Origin of the sequence: Nocardia amikacinitolerans NBRC 108937 (assembly GCF_001612615.1) — a bacterium.
GTDB classification, from domain to species: domain Bacteria; phylum Actinomycetota; class Actinomycetes; order Mycobacteriales; family Mycobacteriaceae; genus Nocardia; species Nocardia amikacinitolerans.
Genome location: NZ_BDAU01000013.1, coordinates 189422 through 207211, shown reverse-complemented (window position 1 = coordinate 207211; position 17790 = coordinate 189422). Strand labels below are relative to the sequence as shown.

The 17790-nt window shown below is 67.5% G+C and carries 17 protein-coding genes; 12 read left to right on the top strand and 5 right to left on the bottom strand.

The window, feature by feature from the left end; all coding sequences use genetic code 11:
* Positions 1-61: 61 nt before the first annotated feature.
* Positions 62-1048: an AraC family transcriptional regulator gene (locus tag NAM01S_RS13700; protein ID WP_067784680.1), complete on the bottom strand. Its 987-nt coding sequence runs from the start codon at positions 1046-1048 to the stop codon at positions 62-64.
* A 119-nt stretch (positions 1049-1167) separates the two neighbouring features.
* Here NAM01S_RS13700 and NAM01S_RS13695 point away from each other — a divergent pair, with 119 nt between their 5' ends.
* The 9 genes from NAM01S_RS13695 (at position 1168) to NAM01S_RS13655 (ending at position 9861) form a co-directional block, all read left to right on the top strand.
* Positions 1168-1557 (top strand): carboxymuconolactone decarboxylase family protein, encoded by a 390-nt coding sequence (locus NAM01S_RS13695; protein WP_067784677.1) that lies wholly within the window; start codon positions 1168-1170, stop codon positions 1555-1557.
* 46 nt (positions 1558-1603) lie between these two features.
* Positions 1604-2653: a beta-keto acid cleavage family enzyme gene (locus tag NAM01S_RS13690; protein WP_067784674.1), complete on the top strand. Its 1050-nt coding sequence runs from the start codon at positions 1604-1606 to the stop codon at positions 2651-2653.
* Between the two features lie 123 nt (positions 2654-2776).
* Positions 2777-4105, top strand: coding sequence for an MFS transporter (locus NAM01S_RS13685; RefSeq protein ID WP_067784669.1), 1329 nt, complete (start codon positions 2777-2779; stop codon positions 4103-4105).
* 63 nt (positions 4106-4168) lie between these two features.
* On the top strand, positions 4169-5722 hold the full coding sequence (locus NAM01S_RS13680; protein ID WP_067784666.1) for a long-chain-fatty-acid--CoA ligase: 1554 nt from the start codon (positions 4169-4171) through the stop codon (positions 5720-5722).
* Between the two features lie 62 nt (positions 5723-5784).
* Positions 5785-6612 carry an SDR family NAD(P)-dependent oxidoreductase gene (locus tag NAM01S_RS13675; protein WP_067784664.1) on the top strand — a complete coding sequence of 276 codons (828 nt, stop codon included), beginning with the start codon at positions 5785-5787 and terminating at the stop codon, positions 6610-6612.
* Positions 6613-6623: 11 nt separating this feature from the next.
* Positions 6624-7223: an RBBP9/YdeN family alpha/beta hydrolase gene (locus NAM01S_RS13670; RefSeq protein ID WP_067784661.1), complete on the top strand. Its 600-nt coding sequence runs from the start codon at positions 6624-6626 to the stop codon at positions 7221-7223.
* Between the two features lie 16 nt (positions 7224-7239).
* Positions 7240-7998, top strand: a complete 759-nt coding sequence (locus tag NAM01S_RS13665; RefSeq protein WP_067784658.1) for a DUF8020 domain-containing protein — start codon at positions 7240-7242, stop codon at positions 7996-7998.
* A 175-nt stretch (positions 7999-8173) separates the two neighbouring features.
* On the top strand, positions 8174-9115 hold the full coding sequence (locus NAM01S_RS13660; protein WP_067784655.1) for an ATP-binding cassette domain-containing protein: 942 nt from the start codon (positions 8174-8176) through the stop codon (positions 9113-9115).
* Positions 9112-9861 carry an ABC transporter permease gene (locus NAM01S_RS13655; RefSeq protein WP_067784652.1) on the top strand — a complete coding sequence of 250 codons (750 nt, stop codon included), beginning with the start codon at positions 9112-9114 and terminating at the stop codon, positions 9859-9861. Before NAM01S_RS13660 ends, NAM01S_RS13655 begins: the two co-directional genes overlap by 4 nt.
* Here the strand turns inward: NAM01S_RS13655 and NAM01S_RS13650 are convergent.
* On the bottom strand, positions 9845-12994 hold the full coding sequence (locus tag NAM01S_RS13650; protein ID WP_067784649.1) for an ATP-binding protein: 3150 nt from the start codon (positions 12992-12994) through the stop codon (positions 9845-9847). The genes NAM01S_RS13655 and NAM01S_RS13650 overlap by 17 nt on opposite strands.
* Before the next feature lie 201 nt (positions 12995-13195).
* Between NAM01S_RS13650 and NAM01S_RS13645 the strand changes: the two genes are divergently transcribed.
* The 3 genes from NAM01S_RS13645 (at position 13196) to NAM01S_RS13635 (ending at position 15371) form a co-directional block, all read left to right on the top strand.
* Complete coding sequence (locus NAM01S_RS13645; RefSeq protein WP_067784646.1) at positions 13196-14413, top strand: cytochrome P450; 1218 nt, start codon at positions 13196-13198, stop codon at positions 14411-14413.
* A 108-nt stretch (positions 14414-14521) separates the two neighbouring features.
* Positions 14522-14716, top strand: coding sequence for a ferredoxin (locus NAM01S_RS13640; RefSeq protein WP_067784846.1), 195 nt, complete (start codon positions 14522-14524; stop codon positions 14714-14716).
* Positions 14717-14924: 208 nt separating this feature from the next.
* Positions 14925-15371: a GtrA family protein gene (locus tag NAM01S_RS13635; protein ID WP_067784843.1), complete on the top strand. Its 447-nt coding sequence runs from the start codon at positions 14925-14927 to the stop codon at positions 15369-15371.
* Between the two features lie 314 nt (positions 15372-15685).
* Here the strand turns inward: NAM01S_RS13635 and NAM01S_RS13630 are convergent, their stop codons facing one another.
* The 3 genes from NAM01S_RS13630 to mca all read right to left on the bottom strand — a co-directional run bounded on the left by NAM01S_RS13630 (position 15686) and on the right by mca (position 17743).
* Positions 15686-16249: a TIGR03086 family metal-binding protein gene (locus NAM01S_RS13630; protein WP_067784644.1), complete on the bottom strand. Its 564-nt coding sequence runs from the start codon at positions 16247-16249 to the stop codon at positions 15686-15688.
* A 355-nt stretch (positions 16250-16604) separates the two neighbouring features.
* A complete protein-coding gene (locus NAM01S_RS13625) occupies positions 16605-16877 on the bottom strand; it encodes a hypothetical protein (protein ID WP_067784641.1) in 273 nt (90 codons plus the stop codon).
* A complete protein-coding gene (gene mca, locus NAM01S_RS13620) occupies positions 16877-17743 on the bottom strand; it encodes a mycothiol conjugate amidase Mca (RefSeq protein WP_097245006.1) in 867 nt (288 codons plus the stop codon). The genes NAM01S_RS13625 and mca overlap by 1 nt, the downstream gene beginning before the upstream one ends.
* Between the last annotated feature and the right edge of the window lie 47 nt (positions 17744-17790).

Below are 17790 nucleotides of genomic sequence, written 5' to 3'. Positions count from 1 at the left end.
ACATCACGTGAGAGTTTCGGATCAACGGTGCGCCAGACAGCCCCTCTGCCACGTCCGGTGATCAGCGAGTGCGGATCCGAGAGGGGCTGTGGCCGGTGTGGTGGCGGAACCATCGTGAGAAGGCGCTGAGTTCGGAGAAGCCGAGTTCTGCGGCGATGTCACTGAGGGTGCGGTCTTGGTGGGTGAGGTAGCGATGGGCGAGGTCAAGGCGGGTGGTGTCGAGCAGGGTTGTGAAGGTTTCTCCGCTGCGCGTCAGGTGCCGGTGCAGGGTGCGGCGGTCCATCCCGAGGTGGTCGGCGACGGTGGCGGCCGAACACTGCTGGGTGGGGAGCAGCGTTTCGATGATTGCTCGTACCCGCTCGAGAGTGGATTCGCCGGACGGCGCCAGCGATCGCAAGTACTCGCGAGCGTAGGGGCGAAGCATGGGGTCGGCGAGCGGGTTGGCGGTGTCGAGGTCGTGGGTATAGCACACGATTCCGTCGAAGCTCTGATCGAATTCGATTGAGGGGCCGAGGATTCGATAGGCATCGCCGCATTGCGCCGGCGCACTGTGGGTGAAGCAGACCGACAGCGGATGCCAGTCCCGGCCGAGGAACTCCCGCAGGATACGACAAGTGGCGCCGACGGCGAGCTCGGTGGACTGCCGGCCGAGCGTTGCTCCAGGTGCGGTCTGGATACGCAGAGCGGTAAGGCTGCCGGTCTCGGTGAGCTGGGTGCGCAGCGCTTCGTTGTGCAGGGCGATGTGACGCAGCGCGACGTGCAGTGCGCTGCGAATATCGGGCTCCTCACGGGCCACGAGCGCGACCGGCCCGAGGTTGGAAAGACCCCGGCGCGCGGCCAAGTGCAGACCGAACGCTTCGCAGTTCGCTTCGTACGCAGTGCGTTCCATCAGCAGGTCGACCGCGTCGGCGGGCAGCCACGTATCGCTGGCGGCGAGCGCCGCTGCGCCGATGCCGACCGACCGCAACAGCAGCATCGGATCGACGCCTAGCGACAACGTCAGCTCGACGTAGCCGGACAGAACGGCGCTCCGGACCATCGAAGCCATCAGAAACTCCCTCAGCAGTGTCCCATATTGTCAAATATTCAGTCCCATTCTGTCAAGCGTGATGTATCGCTGCCGAATACCGTGACGGCAATCACGTTCAACGCAGTCAGGAGCCGCAGGTGACCATCGAGCCCGAACCCACTCCCGTCGTCGACGCGATGCGCGCGCAGGGCACGTGGAACCCGTTGTGGGACAAGCTGTACGACTGGGACCCGGAGTGGACGGAGCAGTTCATGTCCATGGGCTCGTTGCCGATCCGCCGTGGCGTGCTGTCGCCGCAGACCGTGGAGTTGTTGAGCATCGCGGTCGATGCCGCATGCACGCACATGTACTCGCCGGGTGTGCGCCGCCACATTCGCGCGGCGCTGGAGCTGGGCGTTTCTCCCGAGGAGATCCTCGCCGTTCTCGAGCTGACCAGCGTGCTCGGCATTCATGCCTGCAACATCGGCGTCCCCGTGCTCGCCGAAGAACTCGACGCATTCGAGCGTCGCAGTGCGGAGCAGCGGTAGTTCCGCTCCGCAGCGCAACAACCAAGAAGAATCAGGAAGGAAGATCATGCGCTATCTCGATGATTCGCTGCTACCGGAGAACCAGGAGAAGTTGGTTATCCAGGTGGCCCCGTACGGCCCGGAGTTCCTGCCCGGCGATTCCGACGACATTCCGGTGACGATGGACGAGCAGATCCAGAAGGCGGTGGACTGCTACAACGCGGGCGCACAGGTGCTGCATGTGCACGTCCGCGAGGCCGATGGGCGTGGATCGAAGCGGCTCGAACTGTTCAACGAGATGCTGGGCCGCCTGCGTGAGGCGGCGCCGGAGATGATTCTCCAAGTCGGCGGGTCGATTTCGTTCGCGCCGCCGGAAGGCGCCGACCAGGCGAAGTGGCTGGACTACGACACCCGGCACCTGCTGGCCGAGCTCGACCCGAAACCGGATCAGGTCACCATCGCTATCAACACCAGCCAGATGAACATCATGGAGCTGCTCAGCGATGACGACATCGCAGGCACCTCTCTGCAGGATCCGGTCCTGTACAAGGCATATCGCGACATGGTCCTGGAAGCCGGCCCGGAGTTCTACATCGAGCACCTGCGTCGGTTGACCGACGCCGGTATCCAGCCGCATTTCATGTTGGGCCACGTACATCAGCTCGAGACAGTGGAGCGGCTGATCCGCCGCGGCGTCTACACCGGCCCGCTGGTACTGAACCTTGTCGCGATCGGCGGCGGGGCGGCGGGCACACATCCGGCGGACCTGATGGAGTTCATTCGCCGGACCCCGGACGGCGCGGTGCTGACGATCGAGACCATCATGCGCAATGTCACCCCGATGTGCACCATCGCGATCGCCCTTGGCCAGCACGTTCGGGTCGGCATCGAGGACAACCTGTGGGGACGCAAGGGCGAACGACGCACCTCGGTCGAACAGGTCGAGCAGATGGTGCGAATCGCCGGCGAGCTCGGCCGCGATGTGGCCTCCTGCAAGGAGGCACGCGAGATCTATCTGTTCGACGAGGTCTACACCGACACCGACGACGCGTTGGCCAAGATCGGATTCCCGCCCAACCGGAAGCCCGGTCAGGTCGGATTCCTGCACCACGCTTGATCTTTCGCAGATAGGTGCGCCGACCGCGCGCGGAGCGGTCGGCGCCCCACGCACTTTCCGCCGCCGACGGGTTCCGGCCGCGCGATGCGGACCCGTCGATTCCACCAGGCTCGAGGAAGCGCCATGGACATCTCCACCAACCTGACCGACCCACCGGTCACCGCCCCATCGGCAACCCGCTCGCGGATCTTTCCCTGGGTCGTGTTCGGGCTGACCTTCGGATTGCTGCTGTCGGACTACATGTCCCGCCAAGCACTCTCGGCGGTATTTCCGTTGCTGAAATCCGAATGGGGACTGTCGGATTCACAGTTGGGAGCGTTGACCAGCATCGTGGCCCTGATGGTTGGGCTACTGGCGTTCCCGCTGTCGCTGGTGGCGGACCGATGGGGGCGCGTGCGCAGCATGCTCGTCATGGCGACGGTATGGAGTCTGGCCACCCTGCTGTGCGCACTCGCCACAAGCTACGGTCAGATGCTCGGTGCGCGCTTCCTGGTCGGAGTCGGTGAGGCCGCGTACGGCAGTGTCGGCGCCGCGGTGATGCTGTCCGTGTTCGCCCCGCGCCTGCGGGCCTCGTTGAGCGGGGCCTTTCTGGCCGGTGGGTCGTTCGGGTCGGTCGTGGGTGTCGCGCTGGGCGCGATCATCGCCGAACACGTCGGCTGGCGCTGGACCTTCGCCGTCATGGCCGGGCTGGGACTGTTGCTGGTCGGCGCGTTCCGCATCCTGGTGACCGAATCGTCTTTGCGCCGTCACACTTTCGCCGAATCTCCGGCGAACGAAGAATCCACCGTCGTCGCGAGCAGCGCGGTGCGGGCGCCGTTGTCCAGCTTGTTCTCTTCGGTGTCGTTGTGGTGCGCCTACATCGGCGGTGGCCTGCAATTGTTCGTCGCGGCGGTGCTGATGGCCTGGCTGCCGAGCTTCTTCCAGCGCAGCTATTCCATGCCCACCGACCGCGCTGGACTAGTGGCCTCGGCGTACGTGCTGCTCATCGGAACCGGAATGGTCGTATGCGGCATTCTCACCGACCGCATCGGCCGTCGGCATCCGGTCCGGCAGTGGAGCAGCGCACTGCTGTATTGCACGGTCTCGCTGATTCTGCTGACGGCAGCCTTCAGTCTCGACACCGGCCCGGTTCAGTTGACTGTTCTGGCGCTGGGAGCGTTGACCGCGGCCGGGTCGGCGGGCGCCACGGCCTCGATGGTAGTCAGCCTCGCCCCTGCCGGCTTGCGGGCGACCGCACTCGCCACGGTCACCCTGGCCAACAACGTCTTCGGACTCGCGCTCGGGCCGCTGGTCGTGGGCGTGCTCGCCGACCGATACGGGCTCGCCGCCGCTCTGCGGTTGGTGCCTCTCGCCTACCTCGGGGCCATCGCGGTCCTCGCCCTCGGCCGGTCCGCCTACCCGGCCGGACTACGGCGCCTCGCCCGCTTGGAATCGCCGCGACCCGCCGCATGACCACGAGGTCACGTTCCACCGTCCGGCCGGGACCACTCCGGCCCATCACTCCAGAGGTATTTCATGCTCAATCTCGCTGTGCTGCTTGATGATACATCCCGACGCAGACCGGACCGCGATGCCGTTGTCGCCGGTGATCAACGACTGACCTATGCCGAGGTCGACGCCGCCGCCAACCGGATCGCCCATCTGCTCGTCGCACACGACATCCAGCCGGGCGACAAGGTCGCGCTGTCCTGCCCCAACCTGGCGTGGTTCCCGATCGCCTACTACGGCATCCTCAAGGCGGGGGCAGCGGTGGTTCCGCTGAACACGCTGCTCAAGGACCGCGAGATCGCCTATCACCTAAACGATTCCGATGCCAAGGCGTTCTTCTGCTACGAAGGCACCCCGGAGCTCCCGACGGGCGAGTTCGGCCGCGGCGGGTTCGGGCAGGCTCCGAACTGCCGTCACTTGTTCCTCATCGATTCCCCGGCCCCGCTGGATATCGAGGATCCCGGCGAGCTGACTACGGCAATCCTGGCATATCCCACCGAATTCGATACGCGGACAAGGAATCCGGACGACACGGCGGTCATCCTCTACACCTCCGGCACCACCGGCGCGCCCAAGGGCGCCGAACTGACCCACGCGAACATGCTGCTCAACGCATTCACCGCCAACAGACAGTTCGGCAATGATCCCGCTCGGCACGATCGGCGTCTGGTGGTGCTGCCCCTGTTCCACTCCTTCGGGCAGACGATCACCATGAATGCCGGGTTCTCGGTCGCCGCAACCCTCGTCCTGCAACCGCGTTTCGAGGCCGCCACGACTCTGGATCTGTTGCGCACCGAACAGATCACACTGTTCGCCGGTGTGCCGACCATGTACTGGGCGCTGCTCGAAGCCCTCGGCAGCACCGACAGCGCAGGCGACGTCGCCGAACATCTGCGGCTCGCCGTCTCCGGCGGGGCCGCGCTCCCCGTCGAGATACACACCCGATTCCGGCAGCGGTTCGGGGTGAGCATCGCCGAGGGCTACGGACTCTCGGAGACCTCCCCGCTGGCGCTGTTCGCGGACTTGGCCGACGAGCCGCGGCCCGGATCGATCGGCCGACCGGTATGGGGTGTCGAGGTGCGTCTGGTCGACGACGACTGGCACACGATCACCGGCGACGACGCCATCGGCGAGATCGCCATCCGCGGCCACAACGTGATGAAGGGCTATCACCGCAAACCCGGCGCGACAGCCGAGGTCATGCGCGATGGCTGGTTCCGCACCGGCGATCTGGCCCGGCGCGACGCCGAGGGCTACTACTACATCGTCGACCGCGCCAAGGACATGATCGTGCGCGGCGGGCTCAACGTCTATCCGCGCGAGATCGAAGAAGTCCTGATGACCCATGAAGCGGTGTCACTCGCCGCGGTCGTCGGAATCCCACATCACAGCCACGGCGAAGAGGTCAAGGCTTACATCATCGCCGCGCCCGGAACGGCACCGTCCGAGGACTCGCTGATCGACTGGGCCAAACAGCGCATGGCCGCCTACAAATACCCCCGCCACATCGAATTCGTGGCCGCTCTTCCGATGACCTCCACCGGCAAGATCCTCAAACGCGAACTCCGCACCCAGCGCTGAAAACGCCTGAACCACAACCTCTTCACCGCCTAATGCGGGAGTGAACCGAAAGCGAGAACACCATGCCGCCACTCTCCAACAGGACCGCTGTCGTTACCGGCGCGGGCCAGGGACTCGGCAAGGCGATCGCGATGGCGATGGCCCGCGCCGGCGCCGACATCGTCGCCTGCGACATCCGGCCCGACACCCTCACGGCCGTCACCGCCGAGATCGAAGCGTTAGGCCGCCACTGCCTACCTGCCCGAGTCGACGTCTCCGACCGAGCCGCAGTCGACCACATGTTCGACGGGGCCGCCGGCCGATTCGGCGCCATCGACATCCTGGTAAACAACGCCGCCTTGATACCTGACTCACCGGCGGAGACATCCCGGCGCAACCGGCACTACGCCTACCTGACCACACCCGTCGAGCGCCGATCTCTGGGCATCACAACAAGTCTCACCGACGACGACTGGCTGAAATGGTGGGACGTCAACGTGCACGGTGTGTTCTGGTGTACCCGCGCGGCCTTGCGACATATGGAGCCGCGGCGCCACGGCCGGATCATCAATATCAGCTCCATCGCCGGGATTTCAGCAGCGAGCGCGCACAGCCCCGGCTACTCGGCCGCCAAAGCCGCGGTCGCCAACCTCACCAAAACCGTCGCACTCGACGTCGCCGGAGCCGGGATCCTGGTCAACGCCATCGCCTGCGGCGCCGTCGCCACCCCACCGTTCCAGGCATACCTCAGCACAGCCACCGACGAACAGAAGCGCAGCTTCTACCAGCAAATCCCCGTCGGACGACTGGGAACACCCGAGGAATACGCCTCCCTGGCCGTCTACCTCGCCGGCGACGATCACTACCTCACCGGACAGATCATCAGTCCGAACGGCGGGGCCGTGATTTGACCTGCGCACCCATGAACCGCTCCACCGAGCTCGCTGTCGTCATCGTTCCCGGACTCGGTGACCGGCCCCCGGACCACTGGCTGAACCAACTGGCGGCCACCCGTTCCCCTACCCGCACCGTGCCGCGACCACCCGCAGGCGCTGACCTCGATATGCATGCCTGGGTGGCGAACCTGGAGGCCGTCGCGTCGACTGTTTCCGGCGAGATCGTCCTGGTCGCGCATAGCGCAGGCGTTCTCACCGTCGTGCACTGGGCGCAGCGGACCAACCGGCCGATCCGCGCGGCATTGCTGGTCACGCCACCGGACTTCGAAAACCCGCCCGCCGACGATCCACAGCTCGGGCGAATCGGACTGGCACACGCCTGGTGCCCCGTCCCGCGCAGCCCACTGCCGTTCCCGACCGTCCTCGCCACCAGCACCAACGACCCGTTCGCCACCAGCCGACGAGTCGCAGGCATGGCCGAAGCCTGGGGCAGTCGCCCCGTCGACCTCGGCCCGGTCGGGCACCTCGACCCAGCCTCCGGATACGGACCATGGCCGCGAGCACAACAACTGGTCGCCGAACTGACTTCGCCCACACCACTTCCCATCAACGCAATACACCGATGAACCGAGGAAACAAACGATGAGGAAAACCACCACCACCCTGCTCGCCGCGACAGCCATCGCGCTCACCACCGCGACAGCCAACGCCACCCCGGCACCCAACGACGACAACACCGCCGTGCACTACGAAGTCACCAGACAAGGAGACAGTGCACTACTGACCATCAGCGGCGGCGAACTGCAACTCGCCGATGATCAACTCGTCCTCACCAACCGCGACGAGCGACTGGTCGCCACAATCCCGCTCACCTACCGCATCGACAACACCGCCTATCCCATCAACGCCCGAATCGACGGAACCACAGCAACACTCACCCCCGCCAAAAACGACGGCCAGCCCGTGCAACAGGCCGTCACCACGGACCAGATCGTCACTACCGGTCAAGCCGCCACCCAGATCGCCGAATCCTTCACCCCCCGCGATGCCCAAGCCCTCGGCGTCTTCGCCCAACGCGCCGCCATCGGAGCCGCCGTCAGCGCCGTCCTGGGCGCCGTCCTGGGCGCAGGCGCCGGCTGTCTCGTCGGAGCAGCCGCCGGCGCCGCGATCTCCAGCCCACTCATCGTTCTGCTCGTACCCTTCGTCGGCGCCACCATCGCAGGCTGCGTACTCGGCGCCGCCACCATCGGCGCTGTCGGCACCATGGCCGGACTTGTCGTCGCAGGCGGACCCATCACACTGTTCTCCGCGATCCAATACTTCTCCACCATCCTCGCCCCCTGTCCGCCCGACACCGACTACTGCAAAGACCCCGCGCAGGCAGTCACCCCCAGCAAATGACGTTGAGAACGCGTCGCTTCGGGTCGAGTCGGCCGACGGCAAGGACGCGTCCCGCTCGACTCTGCCGATCCGATGCTCGACCGGGTGTGGACCCGATGGCAGCTAGATCATCGTGTCAGGGGCCGTGACAGCGGCGTGACAGGTGGGTGTCAGGTCGGGCGCCGATGGTTCTCGCATGACGAATTCAGCGATTGCGGTTTCCGGACTGCGAAAGGCCTACGGGGACAAGGTGGTGCTCGACGGCATCGACCTGAATGTCCGTGCGGGCACGATCTTTTCCCTGCTCGGACCGAACGGTGCGGGTAAGACGACGACGGTGAACGTGCTGAGCACGTTGATAGCGGCCGACGGCGGGTCGGTACGCGTCGCGGGCCACGACGTCGGGACCGAGGCCAAGGCGGTGCGCGCGGCGATCGGGGTCACCGGTCAGTTCGCGGCGGTGGACGAGCTGCTGACGGGGCAGGAGAACCTGCAACTGATGGTGGATCTCACCGGGGTCTCCGGCAAAGAGAGCAAGCGGATCGTCGGCGAACTGTTGGAACGCTTCGAGCTGACGGAGGCGGCACAGAAGCCCGCGTCGACCTACTCCGGCGGTATGCGCCGCAAGCTCGACCTGGCGATGACGCTCGTCGGCAACCCGCGGATCATCTTCCTCGACGAGCCGACGACGGGACTCGACCCGCGCAGCCGCCGCACCATGTGGTCGATCATCCGTGACCTGGTGGCCGACGGGGTGACCATCTTCCTCACCACCCAGTACCTGGAGGAGGCGGATCAGCTCGCCGACCGAATCGCGGTGCTCGACAACGGCCGCCTGGTCGCCGAGGGCACTCCCGACGAACTCAAGCGCCAGATCCCGGGGACGCACGTCCGGCTCCGATTCACCGACGTCGCCCAACTCGACGCGACCGCGCGTCTCTTCTCCGACGCCACCCGGGACGACGACGCGCTGACCCTGCGTGTTCCCAGCGACGGCGGGACGAGATCGCTCCGCGCCCTGCTGGACCGCCTCGACGAGTACTCACTCAGCGCAGAAGAGTTCTCCGTGCACACACCCGACCTCGACGACGTCTTCCTCACCCTGACCGGCCGCACCACGGAGGTAGCAGCGAAATGAGCGCCAAGTCCCACTCGATGGTCATGTTGCGCCGCAACTTCAAACACATCGCCCGGAACCCGACTTCGGTGTTCAACGCGGTCCTGATGCCGATCATCATCATGTTGATGTTCGTGTACATGTTCGGCGACGCCTTCGACGTCGGCGTCGACTACATCGACTACGCGACGCCGGGACTCATCCTGCTGGCCGTCTGCTACGGGCTGGGTGCCACCGCGACGGCGGTGAACTCCGACATGACGACGGGCATCATCAACCGGTTCAAGGTCATGGACGTCTCCCGAGGCGCGGTGCTGACCGGCCACGTCATCGCCACCGTGCTGACCAACCTGATCGCCATCGCCGCCCTCCTCGGGGTGGCCTTCCTGCTCGGCTTCAGCCCGGCGGCGGATGCCCTCGACTGGCTCGGCGTGGTCGGCATGGTCGTGCTGCTCGGTTTCGCGGCGGGCTGGTTCACGGTCGCCCTCGGCTTGGCGGCGAAGTCGCCGGAAACGGCGGGTATGGCCGCCGTGCCGCTGGTCATGCTGCCGTTCTTCAGCAGCGCGATCGTGCCCGCCGAGAAGATGGGGCCGGGCCTGCGGCAGTTCGCGGAGTACCAGCCCTTCACGCCGATCATCGAAACCATGCGCGGGCTGCTCGCGGGCGCGCCGGACACCGGCGACGCGCTCACCGCCGTCGCCTGGTGCGTCGGGATCGCCGTGGTCGGCTACCTGTGGGCGTCCGCGACGTTCAAGAAGCGAGCGTGACCTCGACAAGCTCGGTCCAGCTGGTCTCCGAACCCTCCCGAACCGCCTCGGCGAACCCCTTGTCGCCGAGGCGGTTTCGCGTTGCTTGCTCGATCCGGTCCACGTCCGGGTGGGAACGATCCGGCAGGCCGCGCAGGTCGGCGCTCGCCGCGAGCAGCCGCGCGGCCTGCTCGTACTGTTCGACACGCAGCGCCAGATCCGCGATACCGACGAGCACCTGGGCGATCAGAAGCGGATACGCCGTCTCGGATGCCGCTCGGAAAGCCGCGTTGCGATGCGCACGGGTCTCGTCGAGATCCTCGGCGAGGTAGCCGAGCAGGTCGTGTTTCATCGCGCGGATGTTCGGTCGTTCTGCGTCGTCGCCCATCAGCTTCAACGCGGCGTCGAGCTCCCGGCGTACCTGCTCGGCGTCGCCGCGCCAGCGCGCGAGCTCCGCCTTCGACAGCGCAAGCTCGGCCAGCACGATAGGCCAGGAGACGCGCTCCGCCGACCGCTGCGCCTCCGCCATCGCCGCCGCGCTCGACTCCACATCGCCTGCCAGCCAATACAACTGGGCCTGCCGCGAACGCATCGGCACCACATCCTCGACGGCGCCGATCTCGGCGACGACCGCGATCGCCTGCTCGTAGTGCTCGCACGCGGCGGCGAACTCGCCGCGCACCGCGATGCGATTGGCCAGCTCGGTCTGGGCGAACGAAATCCCCCACCGTTCGCCGAGTGCGCGAAACTCGGTGAGCGCCATCTCGAGACAGGTGTCCGCTTCCGTGCCGCCCTGCCCCAGCTGAATACGCATCTTGCCGAGCTGAAGCCTGCCGAGGGCGCGCACCCACGGGTCCTCGTCGTCCAGCAGCGCTTCCCACGCGGGCAAGAAGGCGTCCGGCCCGTGCAACAGGCGTTCCAGTGGGGTGAGCAATCTGAGCACCGGGTGATGGGTCCGAACCCGTTTGCTCAGTTCGTACCCTTTGCGGATCCACTCCTCGGCCTGGTACTGGTCGCTCTGCGGCCCGGAGGTCACGAACTGCACGACGAACGCGTACACCATCGCCCTGATCTCGTCCGCTACCTCGCCCGGCACGGCCGTTGCCGCCATGATCAGTTCGTTGGCCTCGGCCTTGTGCCCGCCGAGCCACCAGTACCAGCCCGCGGCGGCGGCGAGCCGCATGGCACCGTCCGCTTCCCCCGCGGCGAGCGCACCGCGCATCGCGGCGGTGATGTTGTCGTGCTCGGCGTCGAGCGTGGCCAGCCAGGTCAGCTGTTCGGTGCGGCGCAGATGTGGATCCGCGGTCTCGGCGAGTTCGGTGAAATAGGCGAGATGCGCGCGTCGCGTCCGATCCGATTCTCCCGCCTCCGCGAGACGCTGCTCGGCGTACTCCTTGATCGTGCCGAGCATCCGGTAGCGCGGCGCCCGGTCGCCCACGGTGAGCACCAGCGATTTCTCGGTCAGGGCGGTCAGCAACTCGAGCACCTCACCCGTGTCGACCGCGTCGTCGGCGCAAACCCGCTCGGCCGCTTCGAGACTCGCGCCGCCGGAGAACACCGAGAGCCTGCGCAGGACCATCCGTTCGGCGTCGCTGAGCAGCTCCCAGCTCCAGTCGACCACCGCGCGCAGCGTCTTGTGCCGCGGCAGCGCGGTGCGGCTGCCACCGGTCAGCAGGCGGAACCGGTCGTCGAGCCGATGGGCGAGCTGATCGAGCGACATGGTGCGCAACCTGGCAGCGGCGAGTTCGATGGCCAGCGGCATCCCGTCCAGCGCCCGGCAGACGCGCGCCGCGGTCGACAATGTGCCCGCGTCGGTCGCGAGGTCCTTGTTCACCGCACCCGCCCGGTCCAGCAGCAGCCGGATGGCCGGAGCGGACGCGATCTCGTCGGGTGCGGCGTCCTCGGCAGGCAGGGCCAACGGCACGACCGGCCACAGCGCCTCACCGGTGATGCCGAGCGGTTCCCTGCTCGTCGTGAGGATCCGCAGCCGCCTGCATTCCCCGAGCACGCGATGGGCGAAAGCCGCCGCCGACTCGATCACGTGCTCGCAGTTGTCCAGGATCAGCACCATCGCCCGCTCGCGGATCGCCGCGACGACCCGGTCCGTCGGCTCCGCGTCCTGCGCCTCGCCGTACAGCGCGTCCCGCAGTTTCAGCGCGGCGAGGGTCGCAAGCGCGACGTTGTTTCCGCTGCCCGCGTCACCGTCGGCGCCGATGGCCGCGAGCTCGACGAGCCAGACACCGTCCGGCAGGTCACCCAGGAGCGTGCGCGCGGTTTCGGTGGCCAGCCTTGTCTTCCCCGAGCCGCCAGGCCCGATCAGAGTGGTGAGCCGGTGCTCGGCGTTGAGTTCGCGGACGGCGGCGACATCGGCGTCCTTGCCGACGAAACTGGTCAGCTCGGCGCGCAAGTTGGTCTTCCGGTTGTCCTCCCGCCGTCCCAGCTCGCCACGCAGCAGCGCGACGTGCAGCGCGGACAGCTCCGGTGCGGGGTCGACGCCCAGCTCGTCGGCCAGGGTCTCTCTCGTGCGCTCGTACACGAGCAGCGCCTCGGTGTCGCGACCGGACGCGACGAGGGCACGCATCAACGCGGCGACGAGCCGTTCGCGGACCGGATGGGCGGCCACCAGGTCGGTCAGCTCGGTCACCAGCTCCGCGCCGTTGCCGAGGTCGATCTCCGCATCGAACCGGTCCTCCATGGCGGTCAGGCGCAGCCCCTCGAGCCGGGTGACCGCCGCGTCGAACGCCGCGCTCTCCCGCAAACCGACGTCCTGCATGGCAGCGCCGCGCCACAGTGCGAGGGCCTCGCGCAGCCGGCGCGGATCCTCGTCGTTGCGGGCTTGGGCGACGAGGCGTTCGAACCGCACCGCGTCGACGGCTTCGGGTTCCACCCGTAGCAGGTAGCCGTCCGGCCTGCCATCGATCGCCCCGTCCGGCAGCGCCTTCCGCAGCCGGGAGACCAAGCGCTGCAAGGCATTCGCCGCGTCGGCGGGCGGGTTCTCGCCCCAGATCCAGTCGATGAGCGTCGCTTTCGGGACCGCGCGACCCGGTTCGAGCGCGAGCGCGATCAACAGCCCGCGCAGCCGCGCGCCCGGCACGTCGGCGAGAACACCGTCGTCCGTGCGCACCTCGAATGGTCCAAGAATCCCGATCTGCACCCGGCCGATCTTGCCATGGGCCGGCGGCGGACGTCCCGCCGCCGATGCGTCGCAGCGGGCCGCGATGCCGTCGAATTTCGCCTTGTCACCGCGGGATTCGGGCGGCGTTCGGTCGGGCCGCTTCGGTGTCAGAGCCGTGTCAGTCGCGTGACAGGCCGGTCGGCGACCGTGGTCGCATCAACCGATTCGAAAGGCATTCCGATGAGTGGAACTGTTCCCATCCCGCACGGCCTCCCCATGGAACGCGATGCGGGCCCCTTCGCCCCGCCCAGCGAGATCACCCGGCTGCGCGACGCTCGCCCGGTCTGTCCGCTGGTGTTCCCCGACGGGCACGAGGGCTGGCTCGTCACCGGGTACGACGCGGTCCGCCAGGTCATGGCCGATACACGGTTCAGCTCGCGCCAGGACATCGGCGTCGTGCACGTGCCGTACGAGACGCCCGGCATGCCCGTCGCCACCGAACCGTCCCCGCAGATTCCCGGCTTGTTCATCGCCATGGACCCGCCGGACCACACCCGGCTGCGGCGCATGCTGACCGGCGCTTTCACCGTCAAACGCATGAAGCAGCTCGAAGAGCACATCATCGACGTCGCCGAGCGGCAACTGGACGAGATGGCGCGGATGACACCTCCTGTCGACCTGGTCAAGGAGTTCGCGCTGCCGGTGCCGTCCCTGGTGATCTGCGAAATGCTCGGCGTCCCCTACGCGGACCGGGCGACCTTCCAGGTCAACTCCGCCAAGTTCCTGGTCAAGGACCAGACGCTCGAGGAGAAGATGGCCGCGTACGGCGCGATGACCACCTACCTCGCCGAACTCGTCGTGCGCAAGCGGGCCGAACCCGGCGACGACATCCTGTCCGACCTGGCGCGCGACGACGAACTCAGCGTCGAGGAACTGACCGGCATCGCCTTCCTGCTGCTGCTCGCCGGCCACGAGACCACCGCCAACATGCTGGGGCTCGGCACCTTCGCGCTGCTCGAGCACCCCGAGCAGCTTGCCGAGCTGCGCGCCAACCCGGATCTGCTGCCCGATGCCGTCGAGGAACTGCTGCGCTTCCTGTCGGTCGCCGACATCTTCTATCGCTACGCCACCGACGACATCGAGGTCTGCGGCGAAACGATCACCAAGGGATCGACCGTCGTCGTCTCGCTGCTTGCCGCCAACCGTGATCCCGAGCGCTTCGACAACCCCGACGCACTGGATATCCGCCGCGAGGCCCGCGGTCGCCTGGCCTTCGGCCACGGCATCCACACCTGCCTCGGACAGCAACTCGCCCGCATCGAGATGCGCGCCGGTTTCGCCGGACTGTTGCGTCGCTTCCCGACGCTCGAGCTCGCCGTCCCCGCCGACGAGGTGAAGCTCCGGACCGACATGAACATCTATGGCGTCCACGAGCTGCCGGTCACCTGGACGGCCTAGGCCCTACCTCGAAGTCCGGCCGGATGCATTCGTGGCTATCGCGGAGGCGCCGCATGGGACTTCGAGACAGGGCATAGCAGCCGTCGGACAAGAAAGGAGATGACAAAAGTGCGAATCTCAGCGAACAGGGAGCGCTGCATCGGCGCGGGGATGTGCGCTCTCCTCGCGCCCGCGGTGTTCGACCAGGACGACGCCGACGGCAGGGTGCGGTTGCTCGACCCGAGCCCGCGGGGCGGTCACTCCGCGGTGCGGGAGGCCTTCGACGCCTGCCCGTCCGGGGCGCTCGAAATCGCCGAGTCCTGACCGATCGACTCGCCAACGCCACCGACCCGGCCGACAGGTCTCGGGACGTGCTCCTCCGGGAACCGCCGCATCCGTGCGGCTCTTCGGCCGCGCGCGTCAGCTCACCGAACGGCTGGTGCGCGAGCCCGTGACCAGGCCGAACACCGTGTCAGGTGGCGTGTCAGTCGGGTGTCAGGTCGGTATCAGCCGTTCTCGCGACAGTGTTTCCGTGAACAGCACAGCAGTTGCGGCTTCCGGGCTCTGGCTCACCCGCGCCACCCGGTTTCTGCGCGGTGATCACGTCTTCGCCCAACTGATCCGCTTCGCCATGGTCGGCGGCTCCAGCAATATCGCCTACGTCCTGCTGTTCATGGCCGCGAACGGCTTCGGCCCGCTGGTCGCCAATATCGCGGGCTCGATCGTCAGCACGGCCATCGCGAACGAACTACACCGACACCTCACCTTCCACGCGGCGGATCGAGTCGGCTGGTTCACCGCGCAGTGGGAAGGCGGCGGGCTCGCCCTGATCGGCCTGCTGATCTCCACCGCGGCACTGGCCTGCCTCGAGTCCGCGGCACCCGCCCTCGGCGAGTTCGCGCAGGCCACCGCCGTGCTCACCATCATGGCCGCAGTCGGCGGCATCCGCTTCCTCGCCCTGCGCGGCTTCGTCTTCTGAAACCCACCGAGGACGCGACCCGCTCGACTCTCCCGCCGCTGGAGACCCGAGGCCGTCGGGCTGCTCTATCGGGTCGTCTACCGGGCCAAGAAGGTCGCCGAGGCGGAGGGTGGGATTTCGTGGTGCCGAAGCTCGTGAGGCTGTGGTGGGGGGAGTCCGACGAGCCGCCGCTGCAGGGAGCGGCCGCCATCACGAGATCTAGCTGACCGGCCCGCGCAAGAAGCCCGGGCGAGCGCAAGAGGACGATCCTGCGGCATCCGGTGCGGCGCACGAGATGACGCGTTCGCCCCCCGCTCACCGAGCGGATCGTCGCCTCACCACTTGCGGCCGGTGTAGGCCAGCAGTTTGCGGTGCGGGGGTGCGTCGTCCGGGATCGGCACCTCGGCGTCGTAGATGCCCGGCGTGCGGTAGACGTCGATGCCGCCCATGCTGTGCATCGTCGCGAGCATTTCGGCGCACAGCGCGTCATCGGCCAGATCGGGGCGGTCGATCGCCAAGGCGATGTCCACGCCGTGCACCACCACCTCGGTGAGGTGGATCATGGCGGCGGCCGGTCCCGGCGTCGGGCCGAGGCCGAGCTGCACCGTGGCGGTCGGCACGTCGGGTCTGCGCCACGCGGCGCGATCCACTTCCGCCGCGGCCGCGTAGGCGCCCTGCGGGTCACCGCCGAGCCAGTCGTCGCCGCGCGCGCCGCGCGGATCGTTCCCACTCAGCGCGGCCGCGAAAGTGTGCATCCCACCCACCGTGTGGTTCAGCACCGCCCGCACATCCCAGTCGCTGCACGGCGTCGGCGCGGCGAGCAGGTCGTCGTCGACTGCGGCGACGATGGCGCCGGTCATGTCGAGAGCGCGGTCGATGTGGCCGATCAGAGTGTCCATGGGCATCCTTCGGTCGAGCGGAGTTGGAGCATTGATAGCACGACCGGCTGACACGTGTCGGCCAACGCAGCAGGCCACGCGCTCGACCCACGTCACCCCGAAAACGCTTGCGCCCGGCGGACAATCGCGAATCCGCAGCACCGACAACATCCGCCAGTGCTGGTTAAAGCGTTGCGCGCCAAAAGAATTGGCGATCGCAACGGCAACCGTCGAAAGGGCTGATCTGGAACAGGTTCAGGCACGAGCTGTGACGAACTCGGCACTCACGCCGAACGTCAGCCCACTCGACACAAGACCACCGGAAACTCGAAGTCCCCGGCCGGTAAGCGCATTCGCGCTGACGCGACGACGGCGCTCAGCCGGTTTGCGGTCGCCCCTCGGCCCCCGCGTCGTCGGGCCCGTCGGCGCGCACGGCGCCGTGGTCGGTCCCCTCGTCGGCCTCCTGATCCGGTTCCGGATGCTCGGGCTCGAAGGTCGGCGGCAGATTCTTCAAGTGCCGGTTCATCGAACGCACCAGCAGGAACGTGCCCGCGAGCAGCAGCAGGATGATGGCGAGACCCAGCGGCGAGGCCTTGCCGAATTCGGGGCCCGTCGGAGTGTTCGGGGTTTGCGCGAGTAGTACCAACATCACCGGGTCGCGTCCTCGATGCCCGCGAACAGGTCGTTCTCCGGAATGGCGGTGCGCACGCGGGTCTTGGCCAGCTCGAACTCCTCGGTCGGCCACAGCCGCTGCTGCATCTCCAGCGGGATCGCGAAGAACGCGCCGTTCGGATCGATCTGGGTGGCGTGCGCGCGCAGCGCGTCGTCCCGCTGCGGGAAGTACTTGCCGCACTCGATCTGGGTGGTGACCCTGGACATCACGTCACCGCGCTCCACCGCGTAGGCGCGAATGCGGTCCAGCCACTCCTGCAACGGGAAGGGCTCGCCCATTCGCTCGTATTCGGCGGCGAACAGCTCCAGCCGCTTCATGCTGAACCCGTGGTCGTAGTAGAGCTTGAGCGGCGTCCACGGCTCGCCCGCGTCGGGGAAGCGCTCCGGATCGCCCGCCGCCTCGAACGCGGCGACCGACACCTGGTGGCAGCGGATGTGGTCGGGGTGCGGGTAGCCGCCGGTCTCGTCGTAGGTGGTGATCACGTGCGGGCGGAACTCGCGCACCACCCGGACCAGCGCCTCGGTCGCCTCCTCCAGCGGAACGAGCGCGAAGCAGCCCTCGGGCAGCGGCGGCAGCGGGTCGCCCTCCGGCAGGCCGGAGTCGACGAAACCGAGCCAGGTCTGCCGCACGCCGAGCGCGCGGGCCGCGGCCGCCATCTCCTCGCGACGGATCTCATCGATGCGCTCCAGCACCCCGGGGGTGTCCATCGCGGGGTTGAGGATGCTGCCGCGTTCGCCGCCGGTCAACGTCACGACAAGGACCTCGTGGCCCTCGTCGGCGTATCGGGCGGTCGTCGCGGCACCCTTGCTGGATTCGTCGTCTGGGTGGGCGTGCACCGCCATGAGGCGAAGGCCACTCACGTCTCGTTCACCATCGCTCTCGGTCGCGG